The following is a 20,724-nucleotide window of genomic DNA, read 5'->3' as shown; positions in this document are numbered from 1 at the left end:
CAGCATAATAAAAGCGTTTTGCACCTATATATAAAATGACTAACCTCAACTGTTAGATTCATTCCTTGTATAGTACAAAACGCTTAACTCTATTATTTAGATTTAACTTCTTCTTCAAGTGTAACGTGTTCACGAGCCCACGCTTCAATTGGTTTCAAAGCTTCGGCTAAAGCTTTACCTTTATCAGTCAATTCATAAATGATTGAAACTGGACTAGTTGAAACTACTTTCTTTTCTACTAATCCCCATTCACCTAAGTCAGTTAATTTAATACTTAATGCACGTGGTGTAATGGTCTTCAAATCCCTTTTCATATCGGAAAAGTGCGCAGTATAATCAGTGCATCGTGATAGATAATTAATGATTAAACCGTTCCAACTTCTACCAACAATTTTAAAGGTTTCTTCAAGATATGGACAGATTTCCAATGTCTTCACCTCTATTCAAAACATCTTTAGATTGTAGGTACTAAAAATCACTTATAAATACATTACATTAGTTCCAGTAATGGTTATAAGTCTACAACATATTAGTATCTAATATAATTATTATACCAGAAAAACAAGCCCTAATACAACGTCTAAAACTATCAATCATAGATCAATTGAAATCATCAAACAAATGCATCTGAATCATTCAAAGCTAAATATCAAATCAAAAAGACATTATATTAAGACTTTGACTTGTTTCTTAAATTTATCGTAGTGATTAAACTTCTTCCGTCCAAATATCTGCGCCCAGCGTTTTCAAATGTGTAACGATATCAGTATAACCTCTATAAATATGTCTAACATTATAAATTGTAGTTATACCTTCAGCTAATAGACCCGCAATAATTAGGCATGCACCAGCACGTAAATCACTCGCATATACGTCAGCACCATTTAATGTTGAAGGCTTAATTGTCGCTGTTCCTGTTTGCATGTCTGCATCGATATTGGCACCCATATGCTTTAACTCATCGACATGTCTAAAACGCGCAGGATATATCGTTTCTGTAACAAACGAAGGACCATCTGCCATAAATAATAATGGCGTTATTGGCTGCTGTAAATCTGTTGCAAAACCAGGATATACTAAAGTTTTAATGTCTACATTTTTGTACATAGGTTTGCGTTTAATGATAGCTTTTTCAGCATCTCCATCGATTTCAATATCTACGCCTAGTTCTTTTAACTTAACCGTTAAAGCTTCAACGTGTTTAGGAACGATATTATTAATCGTTATTTCTTCTCCAACTGCAGCTGCGATACACATATATGTACCCGCTTCAATACGGTCAGGAATAATTTGATATTCAGAACCATGCAAGTCTTTAACACCATTAATTTTTAGCGTACTTGTACCTGCACCTTTAATATTTGCACCAAGACTATTTAAGAAATTAGCTACATCTACAACTTCAGGTTCTTTGGCAGCATTCTCAATAACTGTCTGACCTTTCGCATGTACAGCAGCTAACATAATATTAATCGTTGCACCTACACTGACCATATCTAAGAAGATGTTAGCACCATGTAATTCTTTAGCTTCAATCTTCATTGACGTGTCATTGGATTCATCGATTTCTGCTCCTAATGCTTTGAACCCTTTAATATGTTGATCAATCGGACGTGGTCCTAATGGACAACCACCAGGTAAGCCGATAACGCATTTTTTAAAGCGACCCAACATCGCTCCCATCATATAGTAAGATGCTCGAAGAGATTCAACCTTATTGTTAGGCAGTGGTGCATTTTGAATTTCAGAAGTATCAACTTCTAGCGTTTTACCATTTAATTGAGCCTTAATGTTTAAATCTTCCAATAAACTAACTAGTGTTTCTACATCGGAAATTTGTGGTAAGCCATCTAATTTCACTTGGCCTTGAGCTAATAATGTTGCTGGGATGATAGCTACTGCGCTATTTTTGGCACCGCTTATCGTAACTTCTCCCTTTAGTGTTTGACCACCGCGAATTTTTATTACCTCTTGAGTCATAAGTTTATCTCCTTTGTTTCTCATTTATTTAAAATAATACATTAGTAGCATTATAAAATATACATTCTTTATTTGTAAAACATAAATTATTATGAATTAAAGATAATTGCAATAGTAAAAATTATTGATTCAAACTTTATAAAACCATCTCAAGTATTATATATACAAATATTATAAATCATTTTTGAAAAATAATTAAATGTGATTACTTATATTATAAAAGAAAAAGAGTGAAACGATGAAACGTTTCACTCTTTTAAATAACATCTTCAATTATTTTAAAACTTATTTAGCGCGGTTAGATGTACCAAATTCTCTAATTTTACCTTTAACCGTTTCTTTAATTGCTTCACGAGCTGGTCCTAAGTATTTACGTGGATCATATACGTCTTGATCATTATTTAATACTTCTCTTACTGCTTTAGCTGAAGCAATTTGGTTTTCAGTGTTTACATTAATTTTAGCAGTACCGTAAGGAATTGCTTTTTGAATGTCTTTCGTTGGGATACCAGTACCACCATGTAGTACTAATGGTAAACCAGTTGATGCACCGATTTCTTCCATTTCTTTAAATCCTAATTTAGGTTCACCTTTGTAAGGTCCGTGAACTGAACCTAATGCTGGTGCTAACGTATCAATACCTGTTCTTTCAACTAATTCTTGACATTCTTTAGGGTCAGCATAGATGATGCCACCAACAACGTCATCTTCTTGTCCACCAACAGTTCCTAATTCAGCTTCAACTGATACACCATGTTGATGTGCATATTCTACTACTTTAGATGTGATTTCAATATTTTCTTCAAATGGGCTATGAGAAGCATCGATCATTACTGAAGTGAATCCAGCATCAATTGCTTCTTTACATTTTTCAAAACTTGAACCATGGTCTAAGTGGATAGCTACTGGTACAGTAATGTTTAAGTCATGAATTAAACCTTCAACCATTTTAACTACTGTATAGAAACCGCTCATGTAACGTGCAGCACCTTCTGAAACACCTAAGATAACTGGTGCATTCTCTTCTTGAGAAGCTTCTAAAATTGCTTGTGTAAATTCAAGGTTATTTAAGTTGTATTGACCAACTGCATAACCATTTTCTTTCGCGTCGATTAACATTTCTTTCATTGAAACTAATGGCATGAAAGTTCCTCCTTGTGTGCAACTGCACAATTTTTAAAATCATTATATCAGATATTATTTTGAATTGCATGTGAATGTATGCTCATTTTAAAATAATCTTATCTGACACGCATTACGTCATTCAGATTAGCTATCATAACTAGTTTTATTGCACTTACGTTTGCGTTTATTTACAATACAAAATGAAATGGAGGATTTACATGTCTAAAATATTACATACACAATTAACAGGTATATTCAATCGTTTAGAAGATCAAGCATTAGACATTCAAATGGCCGCTCAATGTCTAATACAAGCAATCGGTGGTGAGGGGTATGTATATATACGCGGTTATGGTGATTTAAAATTTTTCGAACCCTTTATTCTTGAAAGTGAAGAACATCTTCAATCTAGTAAACCATTATCAACATTAACAACGGTTGACGATATTGATTCTACAGATCGTGTGTTACTCTTTTCACCATTTTATACTGAAGAAGTCGCTCAGGATGTACAAACATTCGTCGATAAAGATATTGATGTTGTCTTAATTTGTAACCGTCCTAAAGATGTTGAAATACCAGAACAGTTTATTCATTTTATTAACCTCGCTACACCACGACCTATCGTCTACACAGAAGATTATGATAAAGTGGTTCAACCACATACAATGGCATTTAATTATATTTACTATGAAATTTACACTCAAATGGTTGAAATGACACGAGATTTAGAATTGTAATAGTAATAACTAAACATTAAATAAAAAACAACCCTTATATGCTAATAAAGCAATGTAAGGGTTGTCTTAATATATTATTTATTTTGATAGTTGTTTGCTGCTTCAACAAACGCTTTAAATATTGGTTGAGGTCTATTAGGTCTTGATAAGAATTCAGGATGGAATTGACAAGCAATGTAGAAATCATTCTCAGGAATTTCAACCATTTCAACTAGACGTCCATCCGGACTAGTTCCAGAGAATACCATACCATTCGCTTCTAATTGTTCTCTGAATTCGTTATTAAATTCATATCGATGACGGTGTCTCTCTTCAATGTTGATTGCATCATAAATTTGATGCGCTAATGTACCTTCTTTAATTTTACATGGGTATAATCCTAAGCGTAACGTACCACCTAAATCTTCAATATCTTTCTGTTCAGGTAGTAAATCAATGATTGGATAAGGTGTGCTTGGATCAAGTTCAGCTGAATGTGCACCATCTAACCCAAGTACATTACGTGCAAATTCAACAGTTGCCAATTGCATACCCAAACAAATACCAAAGTATGGCACATTGTTTTCACGCGCATATTTAATGGCTGCAATTTTACCTTCACTTGCTCTAAATCCAAAACCACCTGGCACTAGAATACCATCTACATCTTTTAAGTAGTCTTCAACATTATCGTCATTAACTTCTCCTGAATCGATCCATTTAACAACGACATCTTTTTTCAATGGATAGCCAGCATGCTTCAATGATTCCACTACTGATAAGTACGCATCTTGTAAGCTTACGTATTTACCAACTAAACCAATCGTAATTGTACCGTCTAGCGAATTTACAGTATCTAATAAATATTGCCATTCGTCTAACTGAGTATCGTATTTAGCATCTAAATCTAATCGCTTAATAACGATATCGTCCATATCTTGTGCACTTAATTGTAATGGAATTTCATATAGTGATGATGCATCTCTACATTCGATAACACTTTCTTTATTAATGTCACAGAATAACGCAATTTTATCTTTTAAATCTTGAGTCATTTCATATTCAGTACGTACTACAATTAAATCCGGTTGAATACCTAAACCACGTAATTCTTTAACACTGTGTTGCGTTGGTTTCGTCTTCATTTCACCGGCAGCTTTGATGTATGGAAGTAACGTACAATGTACATACATCACATTTTCACGACCTAAATCGCTTCTAATTTGTCTAATCGCTTCGATAAATGGTAGCGATTCAATGTCACCAGTTGTACCACCAATTTCAGTGATAACTACATCAGCATTGGTACTTTCCCCTGCAAGTAATAAACGTTCTTTAATTTCATTAGTAATGTGTGGAATAACTTGTACAGTTCCACCTAAATAATCTCCACGACGTTCTTTTTTAAGTACATGAGAATAAACTTTCCCAGCAGTAACGTTTGAATATTTATTTAAATTAATATCGATAAAACGCTCATAATGTCCTAAATCTAAGTCAGTTTCAGCACCATCATCTGTAACAAATACTTCTCCATGTTGATATGGACTCATCGTTCCTGGATCAACGTTTAAATATGGATCGAATTTTTGAATTGTGACTTTTAAGCCTCTATCTTTTAATAATCTTCCTAGAGAAGCGGCTGTGATACCTTTTCCTAATGATGATACTACTCCGCCCGTTACAAAAATAAATTTTGTCATTTCCTGACCTCCTAATTTATAAAGGGATGCTTCCTTACCTATTTGTTCATTTTAAATAATCACTTTTGAAAAAATAAAAAAATCGCTCCCTCTCACATATCTGTAAGGGGAGCGTATATCATTTATACACGTGTCCTAATTAAAGGAGCCCGAATAAAATTCTATCATCTTTTAAGTAAAAGTCAATCAAAACTAGCATTTAGTTTTAAAATCTTCTTAGTCTTCGAATTCTTCCTCGTCTTCTTCGTCGAGTTCATCCTCTTCGTCATCTTCAATTACTAAATCTGATTCACTAATTTCATCTTCAACTTGTTCATCTTCAGGATCATCTAATGTTTCTTGATCATCTGTTTGGGCTGGAATATCATCATCGTCATCCATTTCATCGTCACCCAATAACTTAAGATTCTTATCTTCTTCATCTTCGTCATCAAGAATATCGAATTTTTGAATTGTTGGAGCAATTTTTTCTTCGATATCATCTACAGAATACCAATCACGTAATCCCCATTGATTTTCGCCAACGTTTAAGAAACGTCCGTCAGTATTTAAATCGGTATAGAATTGAACTACACGATTTTCAATTTCATCAAATTCATAGTCACCTAATTTTTTGAATTCATCAATGATATCGTACAAATTCATTGTAGTACCTTTATCATTTAATAACGTATAAGCCATATCAATAAATGACTTTTCATCAACCATTTCTTTAGTATAATCTTGGATTTTCATTATAGCTAATCTTCCTTTCGAAGAATTTTTAATTATATCGTTGGATTTCATTAATTAATAGTAACAAAAATAAATTATAAATGACAATACACGATTTCGCAATTACGATTCACTTAGTAATTGATATATTTCTCGAAAATAACTAAATCATCTGATTGATCAATCTCGACAAAACCACTATTCATACACAATGGTTTTAATTCATTATTTTCACCAAACAATGTAATAACAATCGTTTTAGCTTGTTTAAAATGCTTACGTACATATGTTGGTATTTGTCTTAATGCACTTTCTGCAATGCCTTCTTTACGTTGATCTTTATAAACTTCAATGGCAACAATATTAATTCGATTATTCATTTGTTCAAGTGCAATAAAGCCAACTTTTTGGTTATCTTTAAGTAAATCAACGATATTATATGTCGCTATACTTGACGTTTCGTTTTCAGTTAATCGTAATGAAGAAACGTGTTTAGAATCTAAATCTAAGTAGTATAAACGTTCTTTACCAATTGGCCCCTCTTCTTTCGTAGCCGTATGCATGAAACCAGCACGTTCATATACATTCCACGCCCCTTTGTTCTCTGCATCAACAACTAGATACAAATGATTAAAATCAGGAAACAACATCTGTACATATTGAGGTAAGTACATCATCATTGTCGTTCCATAACCATTCCCTTGAAATTGCTCATTGATTGATAATGATCTTACATAAACGACGTTCTCTGGCGTATCGTATCCTTCATGTTGATAATATTGATGTAATACAAAGAAACCAACAACATCTCCATCTTCATTAATAGCAATGTTAGCCACTCTATTCTCATCTGTAAGTGCATCGTCTAATACTGTTTTCGGTAAAGAAGAGTATATTTGTTGTCGCTCGCTTAATTCAAAGTTAACTACATCTTGTCTATATTTTTCTTCAAACTCTTGAATTGTTATATTTTCAAATTGTTTCTTTATAGTCATAACCACTAACCCCTATGCCTCTAATAATTTATCAACTTATATTATAATTGTTTTTTTACACTTATCAAAATAAAATCCACTTAAGTTAGATACAATTATTTTAAATTTTTACCTTTTTAAAATTAATCTATTGAAATTCAGCAAATTTGCTTTACTATAAATATGACATATAAAATCACGAGGTGAACTAGAATGAAAGTCGGTATCGATGCCGGTGGTACGTTAATTAAAATCGTCCAAGAATCACAACAAGGACGTTCATATGAAACCGAACTTACTACAAATATATCTGAAGTCATTGCATGGTTGAATGCAAATACGTTCGAATCCATCAGTCTTACGGGTGGTAATGCAGGTGTAATCGCTGAAAATTTAAATACAGAAGCTAAAATATTTGTTGAATTTGATGCATCATCTAAAGGTTTAGGTATGCTTCTAAAAGAACAAGGTCACCATATTAACGAATATATTTTCGCTAATGTCGGTACAGGCACGTCATTACACTTTTTTGATGGTCAACAACAGCACCGAGTTGGCGGTGTAGGTACTGGTGGTGGCATGATTCAAGGACTGGGTTATTTATTGTCTCAAATTACAGATTACGAAGCACTAACTAATTTAGCACAATCTGGTGATAGAGATACGATAGACCTTAAGGTTAAACATATTTATAAAGATACTGAGCCTCCTATTCCTGGTGAATTAACAGCAGCTAATTTCGGAAATGTCTTACATAATTTAGACGTAGAATTTTCACCAGCCAACAAATTAGCATCAGTCGTTGGTATTGTTGGAGAAGTTATAACGACTATGGCAATCACTGTTGCTCGTGAAAATAAAACTGAAAATGTTGTATATATCGGGTCTTCTTTTAACAACAATCCTCTTTTGCGCGAGGTTATTGAAGATTATACGGTACTACGTGGGTTCAAACCATTTTATATTGAAAACGGTGCCTTTTCAGGTGCGCTTGGCGCTATCTATTTAAGTTAATAGTTTTGTAATTATTTTCTAAAAAAGCCCTTAATCACCTCATTCAAATGTGATTAAGGGCTTCCTTTTTATTTAATTAATCAATTATGTAATACCTAAATATATATAAAGACTAAAAGTAACGAATGACTACATAATTCAAATTAAAACGTTAATTCGTTTGATAATTTTTGAGCTGAAACAACAGTTCCAACTACACCAGGTTTTAAATCGATGGCAACAGCTTGATTATTATCACGTAATTTATCTAACCAATCACTAAATACGCTGCCTTCAATTTCGATTAACTCACACTCTTCAAAGTCTTCATCTCGAACTTTAAGCGCTCTATTTTTTAAACTCCAAACAGGCATAATTTGAGGTTTTTCTTCTTTATCATCACTAATTAATATGAAGTGACTTTCACCTTGTTTCGTTAAGCCGAATACTTGATCTTCTTTGGCTACATCTCTCACAAATTCTTTAATGCGAATTTTATCCAATTCCGACATTAATTCGTCAGTCATTTGTACAACGTTAACAATCTGTCCTTCTGTTTCAGCTGTTTGATTAATAACAACTTGATCATTTTCATCAAATAAGTCATCCAATTCATAGGTAACGAATGTATCCACATCAATTGTTAATACGCGATCGTAGTCTATTGCTGAATGCTTTAAATACGCTTCTGCTTGTCCTTCTTGAGTCCAAACACCGACATGATTTTGATCATTACTATTTATTCTGATTAATTTTTTATTTTGGCTAGCAACATAAAACGTTTCATTAATCAGCACATCTTTAAAATAAGTCTCATTCTTGTAAGACAATGCGTAACCCTCCATTTCTATTTTGGTAACAATTAAAATAGTAAATGACAATACTTAAGCCGTCAAATATCTGTATCGAAAATGATGATATTAAGATAGCACTTTTAAAACATACTTGTTTTGAATCTAAAATAAAACTAGAGTTGAGAAAAGGCTAATATGCTTGCCTACTCAACTCTAGTTCATAACTCATATTCATTTAAATAATACACTTCTTGTCGACTTACGATTGCATATTTAATAAATGATTACTTTTCTAGATCAGCTAAAAAAGATTGTTCAATCTTCTCAATAGATTCCTTTGATTCGCCTCTCCAAATACAACCAAAGCGAGAATTAACTTTGTTTTTTCCAAACCAATCTCCATCGTAATAAGACAATGGGTACAACACGCCTTGTTTAACATATTTTAAAATAGTATTAAAGAAATGCTCATTATCACCATTAGAGAAGTAGCTATAAAATTTTTGATATGTCGAATTCAGTTCCTCTTGTAATAATAGCATGCTTGTAGAGCCATTTTGTCTAAAGTTTAAATCGATTGCAAAAACGTCGTCATTCTTATCTAGGAGTAAATCGAAACCAGCTACACCAAAGAAACCGAGTTTCACACCATTTTCCATTATTTCTCGACCGGCATCAATTATTTGTTGTGGAACATTATGAACATTTTCATTACCTGCATAAAATCCATATTTATCTGTAATTTGATGTGCTGTACCTAAATAGGTCACACCAATATCTTCAGAATAAGCGAATTGCACACAATAGTTCTTAACCGCTTCAATTTTCTGTTCAATAATTAGGTTATCTGTCGCATCACTAGCTTCTAGGATACGTTGTGTGGCTTTAGCCAAATCCGCTTCATCATAGCAAATCATAACACCATATCCACCTGCTGTTGGCAAATCATCTCCAGGTTTAATAACAAATGGAAACGCCCATTCTTTAATACGCGCTTTGAAATCATTAATAGATACAATTTCACGCTCTGGCAAAAATTTATGATTCGTCCACTCTGGTATACGTGCTTTATTGTTTAATGCTACAAATGTTTCTTTATGAACAGCGTAGCAATCATCTGGTACAACGTCATCACTATGAATATATTGAAAATAAATTGTTTTACCTTCTTCGTGAACAATTCGATTTAACAATGCTTCATATGTTTCACGATTTTTAAATTGATACGTATGTGTTGGAACTTTTTTTCCGACTAGTGCAAATAATTGAACTAATTTATCAGTAATGCTTGCTTCATGTACAATCATCGGCATAGAATCTGCAATAAGCATTTCTCGACCCGTTAAGAAATTCGATTGATGTTCCTCAGGTTTTAGCCAAGGGTTTGAAACATATGATGGTCTTGAGTTATACACAACATTGTCATTATATAAATCACTTAAAGTTAATTTTAGTTCATTTTCGTTCTTTGTCATCTAGACTGCCCCTTTATTTGAGAGTGCTGTTGAACTACGTCATCAAACATTCTCTTATTTTCAATTAATTCTAATCCCATTAATGCTATGATTTTAGCACCATGAATTAACGCTTGATCACCGTGCACACTCGCTGCAGCCTCTCTAAATCTATGTGTATGACCAACTAAATTTCTAGAGCCTATTTTCACATGAGGGTGAATCGTAGGTACTATATGACTGACATTACCCGTATCTGTCGATCCAAAACCAAAATCGTCATGACTGACATCTTCACCTACTTCATTTGCATATTTCTCAAATAACGCGTCTAATTTAGGCGTCTTTATAAATTCATTTACACCATTCTGTATCGGTCCAAATTCATAATCACAACCTGTTTGAATCGCTGCGCCTCTCGCAATTTGATTGACCTTTTCAGTTAAAACATCTAATTCTTTACGTGTTGTTGCACGTGTATAGAATCGGGCATGTGTATAGTCCGGAATAATATTAGCTGCTTTGCCACCATCTAAAATAACGCCATGTACGCGTTGACTTTTTTTAATGTGTTGTCTTAATTGTGCTACACCATTAAAATATGAAATCATCGCATCAAGTGCATTTAAAGCTTCATCAGCATTTTCTGAAGCATGTGCACTCTTGCCATAGAATTTTATATCTAAGACATCTACAGCGAGCGTATCAATAGTTGGATAGGTTTCATTCCCAGGGTGAATCATTAAAGCGATGTCGATATCATCAATAATGCCAGCTTTAACATATGACGCTTTGGCACTTCCATTCTCGCCACCTTCTTCAGCTGGACAACCAAGCACAACAACCTTTCCCCCAATGCGGTTTATCACTTGTTTTAATGCTGAACCTGCAAGTACGCTAGCAGTCCCAATAATGTTATGGCCACAGGCGTGACCTAATCCCGGCAGTGCATCATATTCTGCTAAATAGCCAATCGTAGGACCTTCTTGCCCAGAATCATAAGTGGCTATAAAACCTGTAGCATGACCAGCAATATCCGTTTCTATTTCAAAGTCATTATCTTTCAATTTATCAATGAGTGTTCTAGAGGCAAAAATCTCCTCATTACCTAATTCAGGGCGTTCATGTATTCGATGACTAATTTCAACATAATCATATTTATTATTCTCTATATAATCTAAAATTTCTTGTTTATTACTCATAAATCATAACTCCCTTATTTTTACGACAATCGTTTTTGCTACTATCTTCAATCGTTTATATTTCTTATCATCAGTTAATTATTACCTATTTTATCGGATTTAAAGATGGTTGTCATTAAATTTCCATGTATTTACAAAATTTTCTCACAATTCATTCAATCTCATGTCCCCTATCAGGACTATAATTTTGAAAATTGTAAATAGCTTTAACTATTGATACAATCAAATCGTTAACTTAATAATTAAATTTATTGCTTATAGGAGGATTTATGATGACTAAAATGAACGTTGAAAGTTTTAATTTAGATCATACTAAGGTTGTAGCACCTTTCGTGCGTTTAGCTGGTACAATGGAAGGTTTGAATGGTGATGTGATTAAAAAATACGATATTCGTTTCAAACAACCTAATAAAGAACATATGGAAATGCCAGGGTTACACTCACTCGAACATTTAATGGCTGAAAACATTAGAAATCATACTGATAAAGTTGTAGATTTAAGTCCAATGGGTTGTCAAACTGGTTTTTATGTGTCATTTATTAATCATGATGATTATGAAGATGTATTAAATATCATTGAAAAAACATTAAATGATGTGTTAAATGCTACTGAAGTTCCTGCTTGTAACGAAGTTCAATGCGGCTGGGCTGCAAGCCATTCACTTGAAGGTGCAAAAGAAATCGCGCAAGCATTTCTTGATAAACGTAATGAATGGTCTGATATATATGGTGAAGGTAAATAACATTACCCGTTCATAAAGTGAATATTTAAAAAGAGGCTGAGACATTTTATTTTGTCTCAGCCTCTTTATCTTTTAGCTGTAGTTGACTGATTTGAAAATGCGTTTCAATCAAGCATTTTTTCAAACCTCGTCATCTTTGCTGTCAGAGCCCTAACTAAGAGATTTTCATCAAGAAAAACTCTGAACTAAGCTAGCTAGGGTGGAACAACAAATTTATTTTAATTTTTGTCCCGCTCTCTGATCTGATTATTTTATAATTTTTTTACTAATCCAATTAATACAAACTGTAATGGTAATCTTAAATATAGCGCCCATTTTGGCACTTGTTTATCACCTAAAGGTAATTCTTTACGTGCCATGTAAACATTTGCAGGCAAAACAGCTAATAGGAATAGGTTAATACCTTTTTTTAACCAATTAGCAGGACGTTTTAATAACAACATAATACCGAAGAAAATCTCAAATACACCTGTTACTAAAACAGCCGTTTTTTGTAATGGTAAATAATCTGGAACGATATTTCTAAATGAACGTTCACGTGTAAAATGAAGTACACCTGCTGTTCCAAAAGCTAAACCTAATAAATAACGGAATACTTTCATTAATGTTCCACTCCCATTTCTTTTAAATAGCTCTTACCAAATTCAGGTAATTCAACATTGAAATTATCTGCTATTGTTGCACCAATTGAACTAAATGTAGTATCTCCTGATAATTCATGGTATGCATCTATTTTAGGGCTAAACATTAGCACTGGAATATATTCTCGAGTATGGTCAGTACCCTCTGCAATTGGATCATTACCATGATCTGCCGTAATAATAACTAAATCATCTTCTTGTAAATTATCAATTAATTCTGGTAAGCGTTCGTCGAAATCTTTAATTGCTTGTGCATAACCGTCTTTGTCTCTGCGGTGACCATATAATGCATCAAAATCCACTAAATTCAAGAAGCTGATACCATTAAAGTCCTTTTTAACGACATTAATCAGTTGATCCATGCCATCCATATTATTTTTAGTTCTTATTGCTTCTGTTACACCTTCACCGTCATAAATGTCATTAATTTTACCAATTGCAATAACATCATAGTCATGATCTTTTAATGTGTTCATGACTGTTTTACCAAATGGTTTAAGCGCATAATCATGACGATTAGACGTACGTGTAAAGTTTCCTGGTTCACCTACATATGGGCGTGCAATAACACGGCCAATTAAGTACTTAGGATCTTTAGTTAATTCACGCACCTTTTCGCAAATATCATACAATTCTTCAAGTGGGATAATATCTTCATGTGCAGCAATTTGAAGTACTGGGTCTGCACTAGTATAAACAATTAAATCCCCTGTCTTCATTTGATGTTCGCCTAATTCATCAATAATTGCAGTACCTGAAGCAGGTTTATTTGCTACAACTTTTCGACCTGTCATTTCTTCAATCTCTTGAATTAATTCATCAGGAAATCCATTTGGATAAACTTTAAATGGTTGCATGATATTTAGTCCCATAATTTCCCAATGTCCTGTCATCGTATCTTTTCCGACAGAAGCTTCACTTAATTTAGTATAAAACGCACCTGGTTGTTCAACTTTATTGACCACTGGTAAATCCTCAATATTACCTAGTCCTAATTTTTCTAAATTAGGTAATGATTGGTTAAACCCTTCTAACGTGTGTTTTAATGTGTGTGACCCTTCATCATTAAAAGCAGCAGCATCAGGTGCTTCACCAATACCTACTGAATCCATGACAATTAAATGCACTCTTTTAAATGGTGTCGTCATATTTAACACTCCTACTCTGTAATTATTTTATGAATTAATGTTGGTGTTTTTGCTTGTGCTTTAATTTCGATACTTTCGTCAAGTTTCTTAATGACATCATCAACATTTTCACGATTACTGTGAATCGTTAATAAAGACTCACCTTCATTGACTTTGTCTCCTACTTTCTTATTCAACACAATGCCAACACTTAAATCTATGTCATCTTCTTTCGTTTGTCTTCCCGCACCTAACATCATTGAAGCAACTCCAATTTCATTTGCAATAAGCTCTGAAACTACACCACTTGATTTTGCTTTATAATCAATTTGATATTGGGCAGTCGGTAATAACTCCGGTGAATCGACAACTGAAGCATCGCCACCTTGATTTTCTAAAAATGTTTTGAATTTATCTAATGCTGAACCATTTTCAATGGCTTCATTGAGCAATTGACGCGCCTCTTCAAGTGTACTTGCTCTTTCAGCAAGTACGACCATTTGTGAACCTAGTGTTAATACTAGTTCAGTTAAATCTTCAGGTCCTTGACCATTTAATGTATCAATCGCTTCTCTTAATTCTAAAGCATTCCCAATCGCACGACCAAGTGGTTGGCTCATATCTGAAATAATAGCCATTGTATTTCTACCAACATTATTTCCTATGCTAACCATAGCATGTGCTAATGCCTCAGCGTCTTCTAATGTTTTCATGAATGCACCATTTCCAGTTTTAACATCTAGGACGATTGCATCAGCACCCGCGGCAATTTTCTTACTCATGATTGATGATGCGATTAGAGGAATAGAGTTAACTGTTCCTGTAACATCTCTTAATGCGTATAGTTTCTTGTCTGCAGGTGTTAAATTGCCTGTTTGTCCAATCACTGCAACTTGGTCTTCATTAACAAGTTTAATGAACTCCGCTTCAGAGATTTCAACATGGAATCCATTAATAGATTCTAATTTATCAATCGTACCGCCCGTATGTCCTAAACCACGGCCACTCATTTTAGCAACTGGCACTCCCACTGCAGCTACTAATGGTGCCAACACTAGCGTCGTCGTATCTCCAACACCACCAGTTGAGTGTTTATCTACTTTAATACCATTAATTTTTGATAAATCAATAACATCACCTGAATTAACCATTGCCATAGTTAAAGCTGCACGTTCTTCTTCATTCATATCTTGGAAAAAGATTGCCATCGCTAAACTAGAAGCTTGATAATCAGGAATGTCCCCTTCCGTGTAACCTTTGATAAAGAATTCAATTTCCTCTTTAGATAATGATTTGCCATCGCGTTTCTTTTCAATAATATCTACCATTCTCATAATTCTGAACCCCTCTCAAAATAAGCTGTTATATCTGTGTGCTGTTACATCAATTGCATGATTAATAATCAGAATCTGACTCTAAGCCTTGAATAATTTGAACACCAGCACTCGCACCTATACGAGTAGCGCCTGCGTCAATCATTTTGTTGAAATCTTCTAAATTACGCACGCCACCTGAAGCTTTAACCTCTAATGCGTCTCCCACAGTGTCTTTCATCAATTTCACATCTTCTGGTGTAGCGCCTCCCCCAGCAAAGCCAGTTGATGTTTTAACGAAATCTGCTCCAGCAGCTTTTGCTAATTCACTTGCTTTCACTTTTTCATCATCTGTTAAAAGAATAGTTTCAATAATAACTTTCACTGTTTTTCCGTTAGCTGCGCCAACTACGCCTTCAATATCTTTTTGAACGTCTTCATATCTTCCATCTTTAAGTGCGCCTATATTGATAACCATATCAATTTCAGATGCGCCATTTTTAATTGCATCTTCTGTTTCAAAAATTTTAGTAGCAGTTGTATTTGCTCCTAATGGAAAACCAATCACAGTACAAACTAATACATCTGAGCCATTTAACTTTTCTGATGCATATTTAACGTGTGTAGGATTTACACAAATTGATTTGAAATCATACGCTTTAGCTTCGTCAATAATTTTATCAATTTGTTGACGTGTAGATTCCGGCTTCAATAAAGTGTGATCAATAAATTTTGCATAATTCATAGTAGTTTCCTCCAATATGTTGTTAAATTTAATCAATATTCCTTAAAATTAGAATATTAACTTTTCATATTAATATAGCCCTCTCATGTATATAGTACAAAAATTCGCAAAAAAGTTAAACAAATGTTATCTTAATCTTAACAATCATGATAAGGAGAAGATATTAATGACAAATGGCACACCTCACATTCAACCAAATGGAGCGAAAATCGCTAAAACGGTTTTAATGCCTGGCGATCCATTACGCGCAAAATATATTGCAGATAACTTTTTAGAAAATGTAGAACAATTTAACGAAGTTAGAAATATGTTCGGTTATACAGGTACTTACAAAGGTAAAGAAGTTTCAGTTATGGGCTCTGGAATGGGCATACCAAGTATTGGTATTTATTCATATGAATTATATAATTTCTTTGATGTTGACACTATTATTCGTGTTGGTTCATGTGGTGCTTTACAAGAAGATGTTAATTTATATGATGTGATTATTGCTCAAGCAGCATCTACTAACTCTAATTATGTAGACCAATTTAATATTCCTGGCCACTTTGCCCCAATCGCTGATTTCGAACTTATTACTAAAGCTAAAAATATTGCTGATAAAATTGGCGCAGTAAGTCATGTAGGAAATGTGTTATCTTCAGATACATTCTATAATGCTGATGCAACGTTCAATGACAATTGGAAAAAAATGGGAATTTTAGGTATTGAAATGGAATCAGCAGGGTTATACTTAAATGCAATTAATGCTGGTAAGAAAGCATTAGGTATTTTTACAGTTAGTGACCATATTCTTAGAGATGAAGCAACTACAGCTGAAGAAAGACAAAACTCATTTACGCAAATGATGGAAATTGCATTAGAAGTTGCTGAATAACAATAATTAATAAACAATAAACGAGGTTAGGAAATAATCCCTAACAAAATGAGGCTGGGACATAATTCCTAGCAAAAATGCCAGTAAATGAGTTTTTTATAAATTCATTTACTGGCTTCTTTATATACAATACTTCGTATTGTTGGCTCGCTTGCCCAACGTGCTTTGCTTGTAGAAACTGATTAACTCAGTTTCTCTGTGTTGGGGCCCTTATTATGGGACAGCTTCAGCCTGTAGTCCTCTAAAGAAATTCTTAGATGAATATTCACTCATTATAGTTGCGACGCTTTCCTGTGGGAAAGGCTCTAAAGTAGTTCTTTGATTTTAATCATTAGAACTACTTACTTAAGTGTGTAAACACTTAAGTTCCTCAACCCCAGCTTGCTTTGTTTGTAAATTTTCATATTGAAAATCTCTTTGCTGGGGCCCCGCGCGCAACAACATTCGTCATTCATCTCTAGAATTTCTTACATAAGTGCGCTAGCACTTATGTTCATTAATAATCAACGTAAGAGTCTCGCCAAAACACTTTGTATTTATATATAATTTTACATTGAAATACTTTAAAAAAATAAGGCACTTTCGTATCATTTAGTAAGTACTAGCAAACTAAATTAACGAAGTGCCTTAAATTTAATGATTAGAACATGACTCAACTCACTCTACTAAGATCATTGTAAGTCTTATCTCAATGAACGATATTGAGAGTCATGTGCTTAATAACACCCTTATGATTAAACTAAATATGATTTGAACATCCAATTGTGTTTATCAACAGAATTTTTCATTCCGATGAACATATCTTCTGATACATCATCGCCAGCTTCTCCTGCTACTTCAATAGATTTAACTAATTGCTCTGAGATATTTGTTAAATCTATTGAGAATGCTTCTACCATTTGTTCTGCTGAGTAGTTTTTACCCGCTTCATCAACGATTGAAATGTCTAAGCTTTCTTTTAATGTTCCAACTGGATTACCGCCAATTGCTAAAATACGTTCAGCTAAGTCATCTACATATTGACTTGCTTCGTTATATAACTCTTCAAATTTCTCATGTAATGAGAAGAAATTAGGACCTTTAACGTACCAATGGAAATTGTGTAATTTTGTATAAGCTACTGTCCAGTTCGCAACTTGTTGGTTTAATTCTTTTACTACATCTTGTTGACTCATTATATTCTCTCCTTGTTTATCACTATTTTTTCTCTTTATTACAATTATTATTATATTATAATTATTATAATCTGTAAATAGATATGTTCATCTTTTTTATGATGATTTTATGCGTAAGTCAAAAACCTTTATATAGTATATTAAAAGCCATTTATCTGCATTTGAAAAGTAATTTGCACTATCATTCAAATCATTTTATTATCATTAGTGTATATGAAATTATCAATTAAAATTAAAAATTATCAATTAATCTCGATTATCGTCAATAAAGAAAGTTTTTTCATATTCATTAGGTTGGTGCCAATGTGTCTTCCACATTCTATTGCGATTATTAGCAAATAAATTATAAGCCCAATCTCTAATAGGACGTGGCGTAACTTTGAGCAACCATCCTAACCACTTATAATCAGTAGTTGCAAGTATAAGACTCGCTATAGCATTAGATTTGAATTCTAAATGTTGACCACGTTGTAATATAACGCTGTTTTTATTTAATGCTTCTGGATGCTGTTCAAATAAATGATGCGCTGATTCACTCTTTAAGGTTGCAAATTCATAGCTTTTAGGAAGTCCGTGTTGTATTAACCAAATACAATAGTTATAGCAATACACACAATTACCGTCATAATAAATAATTGGCATCTTCTATCACCTTCCATTACTTCTTAGTATTCATATTCCATGATTTGACTTATGTTAAACACTAAAAGTGATACAGATAAGGTTTAACTTTATTGTGACGCCGTTGTAAATCAGTCAATCGACTACATCTATATTATTTCTAATAAATAAAAAAGAGTGGACTAGAATTCCTTTCGAATTCATTGTCCACTCACTAGAACTAAAATAACCATACTATGATAACTGTTTCAGATTAGCCAACTTCTATTAACATAGAAAATAGTTAATCTTGGCGTTCTCTGAATTCCAGCCATTTTATTTATTCATGATTTACTTTAACAATTCTTGTATATTTAAGAAATTGTTTTGAGTATTTACGTTTAATATCCTCTAATCGATCATATGTTACGCCAATAATATGCCAGTTTGGATTGAAATGGTAGAATGAATCTTTTTCTCTTGACCACTTAACCATTTGTCCTTCTTTATTATACCTAGGTAATGTCACTTCATACCCTTCAAGTACATTAATATATGTTTGAAATATATCAGGGTCAATTCTATTAAAGTTATCAATGACTAAGTAACTTTTATCATTTTTAGGCATCAATTGTGTAATAAACCCTTCACGATAATATAATGCACCAGCTTCATTTGGTAAATACTTACCATACAACATATCTTCCGTAAAATCTGGATGCCCACTCGTAATCACAGGGTTAGCATTTGTCTTTTGTAGTAAATTATTCGCTGCTTTCAATCCTTCTTCACGTTGTTCTACTACTAATAATATGAAAGGTTTAATACCTTCTTCATGATGGTCTGTATCAATTTCTGTTTTCTTAATCGTTTCAAAAGGCGTTTTGATGCCATCATTGTTGCTCATTTCAATAATTGCATCATACTGTGTTTGGCTCATGCTTGCGATAGCTTGCTTCGCATTTTCTTGTAAGAAATACAGATTTTTTAACTTAGGATGTTTGTTCAATGCACCTAAAGTTACAGGCGTAATATGTTTATCATAGTATATTTCAATGGCTGTACTGTTGGTTCTACCTGGAATCGGTGGTTTCTCATGAATATGTCGAGATACCTCTCCAATGCCTACCACTGACTGATTCTCGTATTTATTATAGAATACAAGGTTATCTCCCACTTCTAATTGATTATAAAAATGATAGCCATTGCGTTTGATGCCATTATAAGTGTGTGTATAAATCGTATAATATTCACCTGGCTCAAATGACTCAGTTTCAGATAGGAAGAAATAACGTGGAAGTTTTTCTTCGCCTTTGCCTAATGAAACAATTAAATCATATTCTTCTTTAGTTAATTGATTAATTAATGTTTCACGCATGTTGTTCATGCGAAAATCGAGTGTCTCACTACGCTTTAAATAATCTGTTGTTAAAGGCTTTAATAATTCGTTAAATTTAAATTCAACTCTTATTTTATTTTGAGCGCCTGTTTGTACGCTAATGATCTCACCAATACCAAGTAATCCAGTATCTGTTTGGACTTGATAAAATATAACTTGATCACCTGTTTTGGCTTTTTTAAAAGCTCTAAAACCTTGGGTAGGATTAAACTGGGCGCCAGATTCAAATAAAGTTGTTTGACCTACTAAAGGCTCGTTATGATTCCATCTCGTATAGCCACAATTAAGCCAAAAGTAATTTATTTCTTCTTCCATAGTGGATCTCCTTTAAATGTATTCTTATAAATCAATATGTATCCCTATTTATTGTAATATTTAAATTTTTAAAGTTACTTAAGTTATGCTTTAAATCTTAACATATCGACGTAATTTTATGTTTAATTTTT

20 protein-coding genes are annotated in these 20,724 nt (G+C 33.2%); 4 read left to right on the top strand and 16 right to left on the bottom strand.

Annotation, left to right across the window (positions count from 1 at the left end; all coding sequences use genetic code 11):
• Positions 1-92 precede the first annotated feature (92 nt).
• The 3 genes from JVV30_RS09425 to fdaB all read right to left on the bottom strand — a co-directional run bounded on the left by JVV30_RS09425 (position 93) and on the right by fdaB (position 3,123).
• Positions 93-428 (bottom strand): winged helix-turn-helix transcriptional regulator, encoded by a 336-nt coding sequence (locus JVV30_RS09425; protein WP_053031140.1) that lies wholly within the window; start codon positions 426-428, stop codon positions 93-95.
• 280 nt (positions 429-708) lie between these two features.
• A complete protein-coding gene (locus tag JVV30_RS09420) occupies positions 709-1,980 on the bottom strand; it encodes a UDP-N-acetylglucosamine 1-carboxyvinyltransferase (protein WP_053031138.1) in 1,272 nt (423 codons plus the stop codon).
• Between the two features lie 285 nt (positions 1,981-2,265).
• Entirely contained in the window at positions 2,266-3,123 is an 858-nt protein-coding gene (fdaB, locus tag JVV30_RS09415) for a class IIb fructose-bisphosphate aldolase FdaB (RefSeq protein WP_011275221.1), read from the bottom strand.
• A 200-nt stretch (positions 3,124-3,323) separates the two neighbouring features.
• Here fdaB and JVV30_RS09410 point away from each other — a divergent pair, with 200 nt between their 5' ends.
• Entirely contained in the window at positions 3,324-3,845 is a 522-nt protein-coding gene (locus tag JVV30_RS09410; protein ID WP_053031136.1) for a DUF2529 family protein, read from the top strand.
• Positions 3,846-3,919: 74 nt separating this feature from the next.
• On the opposite strand, the gene JVV30_RS09405 is transcribed toward JVV30_RS09410, so the two are convergent.
• The 3 genes from JVV30_RS09405 to JVV30_RS09395 form a co-directional block, all read right to left on the bottom strand.
• Positions 3,920-5,527, bottom strand: a complete 1,608-nt coding sequence (locus JVV30_RS09405; protein WP_053031134.1) for a CTP synthase — start codon at positions 5,525-5,527, stop codon at positions 3,920-3,922.
• 216 nt (positions 5,528-5,743) lie between these two features.
• Positions 5,744-6,262, bottom strand: a complete 519-nt coding sequence (rpoE, locus tag JVV30_RS09400; protein ID WP_204194045.1) for a DNA-directed RNA polymerase subunit delta — start codon at positions 6,260-6,262, stop codon at positions 5,744-5,746.
• A 113-nt stretch (positions 6,263-6,375) separates the two neighbouring features.
• Positions 6,376-7,236, bottom strand: a complete 861-nt coding sequence (locus JVV30_RS09395; RefSeq protein ID WP_053031130.1) for a GNAT family N-acetyltransferase — start codon at positions 7,234-7,236, stop codon at positions 6,376-6,378.
• A gap of 192 nt (positions 7,237-7,428) precedes the next feature.
• Between JVV30_RS09395 and coaW the strand changes: the two genes are divergently transcribed.
• The gene (coaW, locus tag JVV30_RS09390) at positions 7,429-8,229 is read left to right on the top strand and encodes a type II pantothenate kinase (RefSeq protein WP_053031128.1); all 801 of its coding nucleotides are present in this window, start codon (positions 7,429-7,431) and stop codon (positions 8,227-8,229) included.
• A gap of 143 nt (positions 8,230-8,372) precedes the next feature.
• Here the strand turns inward: coaW and JVV30_RS09385 are convergent, their stop codons facing one another.
• From JVV30_RS09385 to JVV30_RS09375, 3 genes are all read right to left on the bottom strand, one after another.
• A complete protein-coding gene (locus JVV30_RS09385; RefSeq protein ID WP_053031126.1) occupies positions 8,373-9,038 on the bottom strand; it encodes a DUF2750 domain-containing protein in 666 nt (221 codons plus the stop codon).
• 248 nt (positions 9,039-9,286) lie between these two features.
• Positions 9,287-10,477, bottom strand: a complete 1,191-nt coding sequence (ldmS, locus tag JVV30_RS09380; RefSeq protein WP_070855638.1) for an L-aspartate--L-methionine ligase LdmS — start codon at positions 10,475-10,477, stop codon at positions 9,287-9,289.
• Positions 10,474-11,658: a M20 family metallopeptidase gene (locus JVV30_RS09375; RefSeq protein WP_053031122.1), complete on the bottom strand. Its 1,185-nt coding sequence runs from the start codon at positions 11,656-11,658 to the stop codon at positions 10,474-10,476. Before JVV30_RS09375 ends, ldmS begins: the two co-directional genes overlap by 4 nt.
• Positions 11,659-11,930: 272 nt before the next feature.
• Here JVV30_RS09375 and JVV30_RS09370 point away from each other — a divergent pair, with 272 nt between their 5' ends.
• Positions 11,931-12,401 carry an S-ribosylhomocysteine lyase gene (locus JVV30_RS09370; RefSeq protein WP_053031120.1) on the top strand — a complete coding sequence of 157 codons (471 nt, stop codon included), beginning with the start codon at positions 11,931-11,933 and terminating at the stop codon, positions 12,399-12,401.
• Positions 12,402-12,652: 251 nt separating this feature from the next.
• On the opposite strand, the gene JVV30_RS09365 is transcribed toward JVV30_RS09370, so the two are convergent.
• The 4 genes from JVV30_RS09365 to deoC form a co-directional block, all read right to left on the bottom strand.
• The gene (locus tag JVV30_RS09365) at positions 12,653-13,003 is read right to left on the bottom strand and encodes a DoxX family protein (RefSeq protein ID WP_107630311.1); all 351 of its coding nucleotides are present in this window, start codon (positions 13,001-13,003) and stop codon (positions 12,653-12,655) included.
• Entirely contained in the window at positions 13,003-14,190 is a 1,188-nt protein-coding gene (gene deoB, locus JVV30_RS09360; RefSeq protein ID WP_053031116.1) for a phosphopentomutase, read from the bottom strand. The genes JVV30_RS09365 and deoB overlap by 1 nt, the downstream gene beginning before the upstream one ends.
• Before the next feature lie 11 nt (positions 14,191-14,201).
• A complete protein-coding gene (locus JVV30_RS09355; RefSeq protein ID WP_204194043.1) occupies positions 14,202-15,503 on the bottom strand; it encodes a pyrimidine-nucleoside phosphorylase in 1,302 nt (433 codons plus the stop codon).
• A gap of 61 nt (positions 15,504-15,564) precedes the next feature.
• Positions 15,565-16,227: a deoxyribose-phosphate aldolase gene (gene deoC / locus JVV30_RS09350; RefSeq protein WP_070855642.1), complete on the bottom strand. Its 663-nt coding sequence runs from the start codon at positions 16,225-16,227 to the stop codon at positions 15,565-15,567.
• A gap of 166 nt (positions 16,228-16,393) precedes the next feature.
• On the opposite strand from deoC, the gene deoD reads away from it, so the two are divergent.
• On the top strand, positions 16,394-17,104 hold the full coding sequence (gene deoD, locus JVV30_RS09345; RefSeq protein WP_070855643.1) for a purine-nucleoside phosphorylase: 711 nt from the start codon (positions 16,394-16,396) through the stop codon (positions 17,102-17,104).
• A 734-nt stretch (positions 17,105-17,838) separates the two neighbouring features.
• On the opposite strand, the gene JVV30_RS09340 is transcribed toward deoD, so the two are convergent.
• From JVV30_RS09340 to JVV30_RS09330, 3 genes are all read right to left on the bottom strand, one after another.
• Positions 17,839-18,282: a Dps family protein gene (locus JVV30_RS09340; protein WP_141763610.1), complete on the bottom strand. Its 444-nt coding sequence runs from the start codon at positions 18,280-18,282 to the stop codon at positions 17,839-17,841.
• A 243-nt stretch (positions 18,283-18,525) separates the two neighbouring features.
• Positions 18,526-18,921, bottom strand: coding sequence for a thiol-disulfide oxidoreductase DCC family protein (locus tag JVV30_RS09335; RefSeq protein WP_070855645.1), 396 nt, complete (start codon positions 18,919-18,921; stop codon positions 18,526-18,528).
• A gap of 298 nt (positions 18,922-19,219) precedes the next feature.
• Positions 19,220-20,593 (bottom strand): EVE domain-containing protein, encoded by a 1,374-nt coding sequence (locus tag JVV30_RS09330; RefSeq protein ID WP_053031506.1) that lies wholly within the window; start codon positions 20,591-20,593, stop codon positions 19,220-19,222.
• Positions 20,594-20,724 lie beyond the last annotated feature (131 nt).

This window comes from Staphylococcus sp. GDY8P47P, assembly GCF_016892225.1.
Classification (GTDB): Bacteria; Bacillota; Bacilli; order Staphylococcales; family Staphylococcaceae; genus Staphylococcus; species Staphylococcus borealis.
The sequence above is the reverse complement of the archived record's forward strand: the minus strand, read 5'-3'. Positions and strand labels throughout refer to the sequence as shown.